The sequence below is a fragment of the Dysgonomonas sp. UBA7630 genome (assembly GCF_002483985.1).
GTDB lineage: Bacteria > Bacteroidota > Bacteroidia > Bacteroidales > Dysgonomonadaceae > Dysgonomonas.
Map to the genome: position 1 here is coordinate 28,053 of NZ_DLIY01000016.1, position 12,714 is coordinate 40,766.

Annotated in this window: 6 protein-coding genes and 1 pseudogene; 5 read left to right on the top strand and 2 right to left on the bottom strand. The window is 38.8% G+C overall.

Annotated features, from left to right (window positions below):
• Window positions 1–20 precede the first annotated feature (20 nt).
• From B3P17_RS06180 to B3P17_RS06190, 3 genes are read left to right on the top strand one after another with little or no spacing between them, the layout of a single operon-like run.
• Window positions 21–4,160 (top strand): hypothetical protein, encoded by a 4,140-nt coding sequence (locus B3P17_RS06180; RefSeq protein ID WP_291104408.1) that lies wholly within the window; start codon window positions 21–23, stop codon window positions 4,158–4,160.
• A 1-nt stretch (window position 4,161) separates the two neighbouring features.
• Window positions 4,162–4,575 carry a hypothetical protein gene (locus B3P17_RS06185; protein ID WP_291104411.1) on the top strand — a complete coding sequence of 138 codons (414 nt, stop codon included), beginning with the start codon at window positions 4,162–4,164 and terminating at the stop codon, window positions 4,573–4,575.
• Window positions 4,572–10,271: a phage head spike fiber domain-containing protein gene (locus tag B3P17_RS06190; RefSeq protein WP_291104414.1), complete on the top strand. Its 5,700-nt coding sequence runs from the start codon at window positions 4,572–4,574 to the stop codon at window positions 10,269–10,271. The genes B3P17_RS06185 and B3P17_RS06190 overlap by 4 nt, the downstream gene beginning before the upstream one ends.
• A gap of 41 nt (window positions 10,272–10,312) precedes the next feature.
• Here B3P17_RS06190 and B3P17_RS06195 read toward each other — a convergent pair whose 3' ends face one another.
• Both B3P17_RS06195 and B3P17_RS06200 read right to left on the bottom strand, forming a co-directional pair.
• Window positions 10,313–11,266: a hypothetical protein gene (locus tag B3P17_RS06195; RefSeq protein ID WP_291104417.1), complete on the bottom strand. Its 954-nt coding sequence runs from the start codon at window positions 11,264–11,266 to the stop codon at window positions 10,313–10,315.
• A 136-nt stretch (window positions 11,267–11,402) separates the two neighbouring features.
• A complete protein-coding gene (locus tag B3P17_RS06200) occupies window positions 11,403–11,996 on the bottom strand; it encodes a hypothetical protein (protein WP_252639445.1) in 594 nt (197 codons plus the stop codon).
• Window positions 11,997–12,162: 166 nt separating this feature from the next.
• On the opposite strand from B3P17_RS06200, the gene B3P17_RS06205 reads away from it, so the two are divergent.
• Together B3P17_RS06205 and B3P17_RS06210 are read left to right on the top strand one after the other, a co-directional pair.
• Window positions 12,163–12,447 carry a hypothetical protein gene (locus tag B3P17_RS06205; protein WP_291104421.1) on the top strand — a complete coding sequence of 95 codons (285 nt, stop codon included), beginning with the start codon at window positions 12,163–12,165 and terminating at the stop codon, window positions 12,445–12,447.
• Between the two features lie 4 nt (window positions 12,448–12,451).
• Window positions 12,452–12,714 (top strand): annotated as a pseudogene (locus B3P17_RS06210) (hypothetical protein); the annotation flags it as partial.

Sequence of the window (12,714 nt, forward strand, 5' to 3'; positions counted from 1 at the left end):
ATTTTAAATATAAAGAAGATATGGGCATAATAAATAGAGAAGGAGCTTTGTATATGGCCACCGGTATTGATAACTCAGGTTTAAAACAAGGTGCAGCAGAGGCCGAAAAAATAATTGATGATATAGGCAAAAGGACAGAAGACGTTAGTGAAAAAATGCAACGTGCGGGCCAAAAGATCGAAAATACTTTTGAAAATAGCACAGATTCATCCAAAGCATTTATTGAAGAATTAAATAGAACAGGTAAATCCGTACAGTCCATAATTGAAGAAATAGAGAAGTCAGGAAAGGCGACTTCTGGTATATTTCAATTTGACGCAAATTCTACAAGTTTAGAAGCAATCAAACAACAATTAGAACTACAAAAACAAATTGTTGCAGAGCTTGAAAAGCAATATGCAGCCGCAAAAGAGGTATTCGACACTGTAAATATATCAACGTCCGATTCCACTATTATTGCAGAAAGAAAAAAAGCTTCTAAACTTTTTCAAGAAATAAGAACTGCACTCGAAGGAGAAAAGCAAGGTCTAAAAGAGCTGGAACAGGAGTATTCAAATTTGACTAAGGAAGAGGATAAAAGAGTAAAAAAACAAGAGAAAGCGGCAACCAAGCAACTTACAACACTACAACAGATCAGGCAGCTATCAGAAGAGATGCGTACTTTAAGGGGGACAGATGGAATTGTTGAACCCGAAAACTTAGCACGATATGAAGAATTGAAGAGAAAACTTTCAGAACTTGGAACTTCATATCGTATAGTGCAGCAAGAACAAAAAGATCTCACCACGAAAGGTAATGCTCAATTAGAAGGATTAGTGCAAGGAATCACAGGATTATCAGGAGCCTTTTCAGCCGGACAAGGTGTTATCTCATTATTTGTAAAAGATAATGATAGATTGGCAGCCATACAAACTAAATTACAAGCTGCAATGTCGATTACTATCGGATTACAGCAAGTAAGTAATACTCTTCATGCAACATCCTCATTTCGGGTAAATACGGTAACAAAGGCTACGCAATTATTATCATCTGCTAACACATGGCTTGCTTCCACATTCGGAATATCCAACGTTGCAGCTAAAGCCTTAATGGGAACATTGACATTGGGGTTATCAGTTGCTATTACAGGAGTAATATATTTAATAAATAAATACTCCTCTGATCAGGAAAAAGCAGCGACGACGACCAAAAAATTTAACGAATCTGTTGCTAATAGCGTAGCTTCTCAAAGAATAGAATATGAAAAACTCAGATTACAATGGATCGCTGCAAAAGACGACTTAAAACAAAAGGAAAAACTTGTTCGAGAAAACATAGATGCATATAATACTTTCGGTGTAAAAATAAATGATGTAAAAGATGCCGAGAGTCTATTCGTGAAAAATGCAGACACTTTTAGGGATTCGATGATGCTTCGGGCTAAATCAGTAGCAGCGATGGAGCTAGCTACTGAAAAATATAAAGAATATTTAAAAGCTATGGCTGATGCTGAAAAAAGAGCAACCAACAGGTCGTTTACTGAGGCTATCTCAGATGGAGCAGAATCATTACTTAATAGATTTGATGCTTTTGCACAAACCATTTCATCAGGTAAATATGTTGAAAATTTAGGCGAGGATTATTATGCAAAACTGGCGTCGAATAGAGATAAAGGCGAAGCGGAAAAACTGAATAAAGAATCGCAAGCTTGGTTTGAAAAAGCGTTTGGTTATGATGAAGAGTCAAGAAAAAAACTGAAAGGATCTGGAGGGAAACTAACAGAAGAAATCATTGAAGGTTCAAAAAAATATTGGGAAACAATCCGTGATGAACAACAAAGGTTAATGGATGAAGACTATAAGCCAAAAACGCCTGAGTTCTCAGCAGCAAAAGCAAAAAGAGATGCTGCAGCTAGAATGCTTCAACAATGGGATAAGACAAATTTCAAGAGCCAAGATTCGGCTTTAGCCTCATCCCGAGAAGCCTCGCTTAAATTGCTTAATCTTCAAGCTGAACTAGACACCCAGTCCGTTAAACAACAACTTGATTACGAACAAAAGCTTTTAGATATCGAGCAAGACAGTTTCGATAAGCGTTATCGGCAAAATCAGTTGAATATGGCAAAAGAGCTTGTCTCTATCGAAGAGTTTCGACAGAAAAAGGCAAAGGATCAACAAGAGGCAGCAAAGACTATCTATGTAAAAAAGAATGGGAATGATAAGGGATTCAATTTTACTTCATATAGTGAAACAGATTTAGAGAAGTTACTTCCTTCAGGATTAAAACCATCAGATGTAGAAGCTCAAGCAAACAACTTATGGGATGTTATCTTTAAAGCTTGGCAAAAAGGAAATGAAGATTTAGCAAAAGAACAAAAGGTTTTTTCTGATGAAGAAAGCTTGACGTTCGCCTCTCAATTAGATCAACAAATATACTCTATACGTAAGCATTACAAAGAGCGTAGGAAAGAAGCAGAAAAGAATGCAGAAGATATTAAGTTGATTAATGGGAATGAGGATAGGGAAATCACAGCTGCTCGTTTACAAGCATATCAGCGTCAGTTAGAATCAGATGCAAGCTATAATCAAAAAGTTATGGAGCTTGTTAATGATCGATACGCATTTGAATCAGATAGAAGAAAAGCTTCAATACAGCAACAGATATCAGATCAGGAAGAGCTTATTGAAACTATTGAAAAAAGATTAACTAATGATCCCAATAATGTAGATATTGCCAATGAACTAAGAGATGCTAAAATACAACTTGCGTTATTCAACAAAGAACTTTCAAAGACAAAAACAGAGAAGTTTGCCGAGCTCGCAAACTCTGCTGCCGAAATTGCCTCCTCTCTGCGGGATGCATTAGGCGATTTTGGTGTAAAACTATCTGATGACACTAATAAAGCACTTGATGGTTTTGAGTCGATATTGAAAGGAGCCGGAGATTTGGCCGAAGGAATCGCAACAAAAAATCCTGCAAAGATAATATCCGGGGCAATTGAGCAAACAAAAGGTTACTTTAATGCTATATCAGGTATTCTAGGAACAGCCGATTACTCAGCTTATGACAAACTTAAGTCGAAGTATGAGAATCTACTCAATATCTGGGATGAACTGATAGACAAGAAGAAGAAATACCTCTCGGAGTCGGTAGCCGACGAGGTTGTCCGTACCGAAAAAGAGGCATTAGACCTTATTAATAAACAAGCAGATGCCGTCAAAAAACTAGCTCAAGCCAGACTTGATGCAGGCAAAAGCGCGGGAAGTCACTCCCTCTGGTATCGGATGTGGAAGGGCTCGTATAAGTTTGATGGAAAAAACTGGCAGGATGTAGCCCCTGATGTCACAAAAGGCATTAAAGATGCTGGCTTGGGGGATGTCAAGTTTAATGGAATGTCGGATATGCTCAATATGACTGCCGACCAATTGCAATGGATTAAAGAAAACTACTCCGGGTTTTGGTCTGTCATGGATGGCGATTTTAGAGGTTATCTTGAGCAGCTAATCACATACGGGGATAATGCAAAAGAAGTCATATCACAGGCAAAAGAAGTGCTCACAGGCGTATCGTTCGATAGCCTGCAAGATTCTTTCTTGAATACCCTGCTAGATATGGATAGCGACGCAAAAGATTTTGCCGATAATTTTTCGGGGTATTTGCAAAAAGCTATCCTAAAGGCTATGTTGGAAAAGACATACGCCAAAAGACTGGAAGATTGGTATAACTCATTTGCAGAAGCTAACCGAGATGGGAATATAGATAAGAGTGAATATGACCGCCTGCAAAATGAATGGAATAGTATAGTGAATGACTCACTTGCGGAAAGGAATAAATTAAAAGATCTGCAAGGGTGGCAATCCGGTAGTTATTCGCAAGACTCATCTCGTGGTAGTTATGAGTCAATAACACAGGATCAGGCGGGAGCTATTGACGGCAGGCTAACCGGCATTCATGAAGTCGATCTTCTTATTCAACAAAATACTTTTCAGTTAGTACTTCTATCCACTGAAAGCAACCAGCTGATTAGAGGCTATAAGGAAGAGTTTATGGCTATACGGAATGTCTTGGTTGAATCGAGGTTTCTATGGGAAGAAATTCGAGACAGCAATAATGAGCTATATGAAATAAAAGATATTTTACAAGAGATAAAGAAGAATACAAAAGGATTAATTACAAAGTAGTATGATAGGTCAATTATATATTAACGACAAAGATGCTTTTGCTACATGGGGGGCATACCTGGAAGAAGGTAGTGATAACGCTTTACTATTACCTGCATCAAATAAAGAATACGCTTCGAATAATGCGCGTAGTCAACATGGTAAGCAGGTATTCAGACGTACTCCAAGAAAATCCGATCGAGATGCTATTCTTTACTTCTGTATCGCTGCATCAAATAGAGACGAATATCTACAAAAATATGAAGCTTTTGTTGATGAGCTTGATTCCGGTATGGTAACCATGAAAGTCCCTTCTTTGAAAAAGATATATAAGCTTGATGCACTAAGCTATCAGGATCTGAGTTTCTTTGACTATATCGGAAAGTTTGCAGTAAAATTCAATGAACCCAACCCCAAAGACCGTATATCCCTATGATAACTAAATTAGAAAACTACAGATATAACCTTTCGTTAATCGGTATTACGATAGATGAAGTTTTGTTGTTGAACCTGTATCAAAATCTCCCTATTGATGTTCAGACAGGGGCAAAGGTCATATTATTGCCTATCGCCGCAAAGGAGGGTGTTGTATATGCAATGGATAATATAACAGGGGATCTGGTTCCCTTCAACTTCTCTCGTGCTTCATCCGCTACACTATTCGACAAGGATAAGAATATGAAGCTTGCAGGTAACAACATCCCACGTATAGACTACGGGAACTATACGGACGATGTTAAGTTGCTTGTAGAAAAGGAAAGTGCAAATCTGATCCCTTACAGTGGAAATGGTAATTATGTAGCCTCAGGGGTAATTAGGTGTATTTACGAAGGCGATCGTTCAACTTCTTCGATTCTTCCTGATACAAAAATGAATCAGGCAATATATTACAAGGGTAATTATCCGAGACTTAATCAAATATCGGGGCTTTCGCCAACAAGTCAATATCAATGGTCTTTTTACTTGAAAGGAGATTCTTCTTATAACTTATCATTGACTGATTATCCTCCGGCTGAAACTCCAAATCCAATAATCTCCATAACTACCGACTGGAAAAGATATTCAAAAACGATGCCTTTAGGTAGTACGAGTTCAATTCTACACATGTATAGCAATTCCAAAGGGTTATTTGCTGCCAATATACAGTTGGAGACACAGGAGGTTACCTCTTATATTCCTACAACCACAACGACCGCCACACGTGCCGCCGATAAGCTTATGTACACATTGCCTGTATCATCGGGGATATATCTAAAGACCAATAAGCAAAGTACGTTATTGAACAAGCCGAAAGGTTTGTGGAATATTCACGATGATTTGAACAATGAAGGTATAGAGGCCTTAGCTATTTTCTATGAAGATATAATTATTGGGTTTGACGAAGAAACAGCCGTAGAGGAATTCATTATTCCAATTCGTGATAAGAACCAAGTTGTAAAGGCACGGTATGCCCTCAAAGATACAGACATCGAGAAAAACGCCCTAATGAGCGAGCATTATATCGAGCTATCTTTTGCGTTAGATATTTTCTTTAAGTTCGTTCGTTCGGATTATATTATCTGGGAAGGTGAAAAGTATATTATCAAGGAAGATTATATACCCGATGAGGTAAATAAATGTAATTACAAATATACGCTTCGTTTCGATCACTGGACGACTTTGTTACAGGACGATACGTTCTATTATATGAATCAAAACCTTGAAGAGGCGGAGTGGTCTTTGATGAGTAATGCAGCTACTCACTTTCAGTTGCTGGCCGATAATGCTAATCGTTATTTTGGAGTTAACACTTTCAATGTAGGTACTATCGAATTCATGGAATTAAAATACCTTCGATTCGATAAAGTGTCGATCTGGGATGCAGCCACACAGATAGCAGAGGAATACGGGGGAGAATGGCATCTGACGGGCACAACATTCCATTTGGTAAAGAAATTATCATACGGCTCGGAGATCGATTTTGAGAGCGAAGTGTCGGTCGAAAAGATGGAACGTTCGGAAGGAGAAAACTCAGAAAAATATACACGTATCCTTGCTTTTGGTTCTACACGTAATATCCCGGCAAATTATAGAGAGACAACACCGGGAGAGGCTGTGGACGCCATCTATCAAAAAAGGCTTCGTATTCCTGCATCCAAAGGCAAGTTTATTGATGCAAAGCCAAACATGTCACCTGAAGAGATAAAATCGGCTGTCGTTATTTTTGAAAAGGTCTACCCGAAAAGGATAGGAACGATGTCTTCTATTACGACAGTAGAATATACCGATACGGATACAGACACCGGAGTAGTTACGAAATGGAATGCTTACAGGTATAAAGATACAGGCCTGCAATTCAAGGAAGAATATTTAATGCCGGGTGTTGAGCTTCGTATCGCCATTCAAAGCGGCACGACTCTTAATGGTTTGGATTTTGCCGTTAAATTCAATCCCCTTGGTAAACCTGAAACAGATCCCGATTCTCAACTATTTGAAATAGTGCGCAATGAAGATTACGGCAAAGCCTTACCTAACGACACCCTAAAGCCTCAAAACGGAGATACATATATCCTTTACGGATTCAACATACAGCTCGTTTCCGATCAGTATATACCGGCTGGAGAACAGGAGTTATATGATACTGCTGTAGAATGGCAGCAAGATATGTTGAAGGATAAATCGGTATTTGAGTGTCCTACCATGATACAGCATTTCGCCGATAATGAGATGGATCTGGAGATAGGACAAAAGATAAAGCTCATACACGACCAATTTGACGGCGGTTTTCGATCATCACGCATACAAGGGTATGAAAAACGTCTTTTAAATAAATATCAGGCTACTTATACAGTAGGGGATAATGCTGCTGCTTCATGGGCTAAAAGTGTCGATAACTCGATAAAAGAGCTACAAATTGCAGGTGTTACCTATCAGGCTACAGGTAAGAACGGTGTTTATCTTATAACTCAATTCGATAATACACCTGCAAGCGACTTTAATGCTTATTCTGCTAAAGCATCAGATGCCCGCTACCTGAATAAACAAGCAGGCGGGACCGTACAAGGCGATGTCCTTTTTCAGAAGAAAATAAAAGCGAACGAAGCTATCTCAGATCAGTTCGGAAATGAAACATTTACATCGGGTCAGTTCGGTAATGGATTCCGTACATGGTTAGCAGCCAACGGACAATCATACGCTGAATTTGACAATCTGATGGTAAGGCGGGAAATGATTATCAATACACTTACTATTGCAGAAATTAAAAGTGTGGGCGGCCAGATATTACTCTCTCTTGCGAATATGTATTGTAATGCTGTGACAGATGGGGGATCGTACTGGAAATGCTCTTTTGATACTTCAAACGGAACTATTGCTAACCAGTTCGCCGTTGACGATCAGGTGATATGCCGGAAGTTCAACGGTGCTAATATAAAGTACTATTGGGCACGGGTAACATCGGTAGGCACGGATTATATTAATATCTCAAAGACAGATAAGGACGGTGCAGGAGTCCCGGCAGTTAACGACGAAATAATCCAGTTCGGTAACCGTACAAATAGCGCAAGGCGATCGGCTATCATCTTATCTGCTTACGGTTCGGACGCTCCGAGCTTCAAGCAATATGCAGGTATAAACTCGTATAACCTGACAGGCAAAGAGGTAACTGTTATTTCTCCATCAGGGAACAAATTTACAGGAGACTTCACTATCCAGTCATCGGGGACAAACGTGACGACAGCTATCACGAATGCACAAAATGCAGCTATCTCTACAGCTGCAACTGACGCAACAGATAAGGTAAGTGCAATCCAGGTGGGAGGCCGGAATCTGTTATTGAATAGCAAGACAGCAAAGGCCGGGAGCGCGTACAACATAGGCACATTCATTTCCAGTAGAGACTTCATCGTGGGCGAAGTGCTGACAGTTACTATCAAGGGAAACATCCCGGGGGATAAACTATTCGGCATTTGGTTTAATGGTGGATTGTATTATGGCGGTCAGATTGCAAAGATAAGCGATGGCCTTTATTCTGCTGTAAAGACCGTTCCGGCTCAAACCAGTAATAGGAATGTGGGGATTTATCTGGTAGGTAACCAGGCTGCAACCGACTCATGGGAATTTGAGTGGATAAAATTGGAAACAGGTAATAAAAGAACCGATTGGACGGAAGCTCCCGAAGATGTGCAGGCTAGAATAACTACGGCTCAATCCGCTGCCGATACAGCCAATGCAGGATTATTGAGTAAAGTTGCCTATTCAGAGTATAATGCGCAAATGCAGGTGTTGGATACTCAGATATCATCTAAGGTAAGCCAGACTGATTTTAATACTTTAGGCGGCAGGGTATCTGCAACAGAAAGCAGTATTACACAACAGGCGGGGCAGATATCGAGTGTTGTAACTCAAGTTAACAACGCCCAAACGACTGCTGACAGTAAAACTCGCACATACTATCAAGATGCACAACCTACAGCTCCGAGTGGGGGATTCTCGGTAGGGGACATCTGGCAGAAGGTGACTTATACAGATACAACAGGCGTTGTGAACATGGATTCATCGAAAAATGTTTGTCGGTTTGAGTATCGTTGGAACGGCACAACGTGGGTACAGATCAATTTCAATGTATCAGGATCGTATGTAACTCAGACAAACGACTCTATATCGTCATTGGTTACCAAAACAGGCATTAACGGTTTGGGGACAGGAGAAACCCTTAAATCTTTGATAGATCAGACACCTGATAAAATAACTCTTGCTGTTTCGCAAATACAGGTAGGCGGACGTAACTTTTTAAAAAGAAGTGCTAATTACGATACATCATATTGGCAAACAAAAGGAACGGTATCGTTATTAACAGATATCTATAATGGATGTCGTATTTACTCAACTTCTACTGCATGGTCTGCATACGCATATAAGCTAACAGATACAAGTCTTTTGGCTGATACTGATTATATGCTTAGTTTTTATCTGAAAATAGATGGCAGCGCATCTTCTGTTAGTGGTAGTCTCTGGGCTTACGGCCTACCTAATGCAATATTGATATCAGCCATATCAGCTTTACCGAACATATGGACTCGTCTATCGGTTCCCGTAAGATTAAATAAGAGTGATACAAGTGGATTGAGGCTTGAGTTAAGTGCGGGATTACCTGCCGGAGTAAAGCTGCTTATATGTGGTATGAAATTAGAGGAAGGAAATAAAGCTACTGCTTGGACGGAAGCCCCCGAAGACACCCAATCGCAAATAGACGGGAAGACTACTTTGGCTGAGGTTGCAAGTTCTTTGAGTATTGCTGCCAATAAAATAACGTTATCTTCTAAAACCATAGAACTGAAAGGAGATACGATTGCAGACGCTATAGAAGCCGGACAACTAAATGTGGGTAATGGAAAGTTTAAGGTAGATCCTAACGGCGATTTTACATCAAAGAATGCTAATATTGAAGGTGCGTTGAGGGTATCGGGAAACAACCAGATAACAGTTGCTGATGCTGGAGGGAATACACGTGTTACCATAAAGCCGACAGACATAACCTCTATCGCAAATATAGGAGGATATGAAACAACGGAGCCTGTAAATACAGGCGGTGCGGCCGCCAGTAGATCAATACAAAATGAGACAAATGTATGGTATGGGCGTACATTTACTCTTGCAGCCGGAAAAGTATATGATCTGGTTATTCCTGCAATCAGCATATCGGCGACTATAAATACAATCGGTAGTCCTACAACCGTATATGCCAGAACAGTAATCAGGCTTCGGAATACAACAACGTATGCGTCATACGAGATCGCATCAATTGAAGCATCGCCGAGAGACTTCGGAGGAACTGTATTTGAGTCTGCCAGGCTGAATGGTGTAGTTGCGGGCAATTGGCGAATAGAGATTGAGATGATGGCTATAACGGATGCCTACTTTACGGGTACTGCATCTTTTACAATGAATTCAAATGTTGTAATACAGGTAATACCGCTAAGTCAATTTACAGAGATGGGATTAAATGGATCACTTACGGCTATGAGCAGTAATAAGTATATGCACATAACTACAGATGGCATATATATGCGAATGGATCAATATATGTTAAGATTAACGAGTAGCGGACTCCAGAAGTCAACAAATGGGGGAGCTTCTTGGATGAGCATATAAAAATAAAAGCTACCGTATATTGGTAGCTTTTATTTAATATATTAACTAGCAGGTTCCGGTTCATAATACCAATAACGCCAATTTATTTTTTCACCCCATCGTTGACTCCCATCTTTAAAATAGGGGTAGCTCTTTATCTCCATTAAGGCTGATTTATAAGCATCTGAAACACCTCCATCTGACGCGACAAAAGGTTGTCCATCATTGACAATCCACCATGATTTAGTTCTGAAAGATATCTGGTCAGATTCGTCCATCAATGTATAAACCCTTTCTACCTGTTTCACTTCATCGGTATTAGAGACCTTCAATGTATCAGGAGCACCATATACGTATATAAAGAAGGAAACATGTAGCCCTTCATCTATATTAGACACATCGTCAAGGCTTAACTTAACACCAAAAACACATCGTTGCATGTCTATTACAGGATTGTCGGAGTTACTGCCATTGTATTCTTTAACCTCTCCATAATAACGATCGAGATTAGGTATCTTGTATTCATTCGGGTCAGCCTCATAATTTTCTTTTGTAGTTTTTTTATTAGAGCTAGATAGCGTAGTGGTGCTTTGATTAAGCAACGTCATAGCTCTAGTATCGTCCAACGTGAACGTATTTGTCAACTGAACGCCTGCTGTACCTCCAAGTGCAAAAGGCTTGAGATACCCGTTTCCGTCTTTTCCGACTTTTGTTTTACCATCTACAACTACAGACGATACAATCTTATATTCGGCATCTTTAGGTAGTTCGAGTTTGATCTTACTGAAATCATCGAAAAGTCCGTATGCATAGGGGCTATATTGGATTAAGCTACCTGCCTTTACTCCTTTATAAATCTGAACACCGATCAGGTTGTTTGTGCCTGTAGGTGCACTATTCGTGTTGAACTTGTACGTAATGGTTCTTTCTTTCGACACGGGTACGGGATCATTGCCACTATCGCCACAAGCGATAAGTAAAGGCAAACAAAATAAAATAAGTAATAGTTTATTCATAATTAGATAGGAATTAATTTTTTAACAAATGTAACAATTATTATAAAAAGGAAATAGGATATATTCTAAAATATATAACTATCATTTTTTTCGTGAAATTGCCTTTTGTTTGTTATGGAATATGGCGTAACCTCGTTTACTCTTCTCTTTCCAATGTTTGTCCAATCTGATTCAATGCTTTTTCGAGAAAATCTGCATTATTCAATGTAAATGTATATTCACTCTTAGATCCGTATCTATCGGCAACACCGTAAAATTTAATCTCTCCCCCTTTTCGTAAGACATCCCTCATTATACTGTCAGATTTATAATTCAAGTCTTTTACAGTATTATTTCCATTTTCATCATTATACGTCTCTATATAATGAACCAATCCTTTGGAGTCCTTAATAGAAAAATTCATATATCCTTCCCCTTTTACAGGATGATTGCCTGAATATTCATAAAGCTTTAAATCGACTGAATATGGGCTTACAGTTATTGTGATATCTAATGGAGAATTTGTTGTGGCTGAATTACTGAAATAGCCTTGAGCTGATGCGTAAATATATTTAATTCCCATTTTTTCGCCAAATTCATCAACATAATCACCTATTTTCCAAATACCAAGATTGTTGATGTTATCGTTTTTAGCTAATTCTTCATATTCTGGATCAATTGCCTGTTTCTTATTGTTGGAACATCCTATCACAATAAGGACTAGGGATAAAAGCAGTAAAAATTTCTTCATATCATAAATTTTAAGATTATTATATGAAAATAGGAATTAACTTTTATTATTCTCTATTTCAGCCAACAATTTTTTTATGTCTTCTATATAATTTATTTCGTAAGATCACTTCAAGAAATTATCCCAATCCGGTATATTTTATATAAAATATCAAATTTATATCATTATGCTTAAACTAATAAGTGCATCAGTAACAAAAGAGTCAACTTTGACCGTAGGAGGTTATGAATATCGTGTTGTATATACGATTGTTAACGGAGTGATATCCTTGATTTCATGCTCGATTCGACAAGAAGTGAACTCTGTACCAAATGAGGTCGGTAATATTCGGAAGGAAAACGGACAGGTAAATTTATTTCTCAGGGATAGTGAGGATTATATTGCCCATGCTGAACAGTTCAAAGCAATTGTCGGTGAGATCGAAAAAGAAGTACAACCAATAGAGGGATAAGGCTATGGATAACAACTATACTGATGGTTTCCTTATTGGATTGCTCGATTTCTTTATTTGGGCTAAATGGCTTTTATCATTGGCTTTTCTTTTGACAATGGCAGATTTAAAGTTTGGCATATCAGCCGCTAAATATCGTAATGAGATAGTAAAGCGATCGAGAGCTGTAAGGCGCACTTTCGACAAAATAACTAATTATTGTCTATGGATTATACTCGCATATACTTTCGGTCAAGCATTCGGTCAACCGTTCGGAATTGATCTATT

Bases quoted from the DNA above. Each gene is read 5' to 3' on its own strand.
- B3P17_RS06180 (WP_291104408.1), top strand. From the start codon at position 21: ATGGGCATAATAAATAGAGAAGGAGCTTTGTATATGGCCACCGGTATT.
- B3P17_RS06185 (WP_291104411.1), top strand. From the start codon at position 4,162: ATGATAGGTCAATTATATATTAACGACAAAGATGCTTTTGCTACATGG.
- B3P17_RS06190 (WP_291104414.1), top strand. From the start codon at position 4,572: ATGATAACTAAATTAGAAAACTACAGATATAACCTTTCGTTAATCGGT.
- B3P17_RS06195 (WP_291104417.1), bottom strand. From the start codon at position 11,266: ATGAATAAACTATTACTTATTTTATTTTGTTTGCCTTTACTTATCGCT.
- B3P17_RS06200 (WP_252639445.1), bottom strand. From the start codon at position 11,996: ATGAAGAAATTTTTACTGCTTTTATCCCTAGTCCTTATTGTGATAGGA.
- B3P17_RS06205 (WP_291104421.1), top strand. From the start codon at position 12,163: ATGCTTAAACTAATAAGTGCATCAGTAACAAAAGAGTCAACTTTGACC.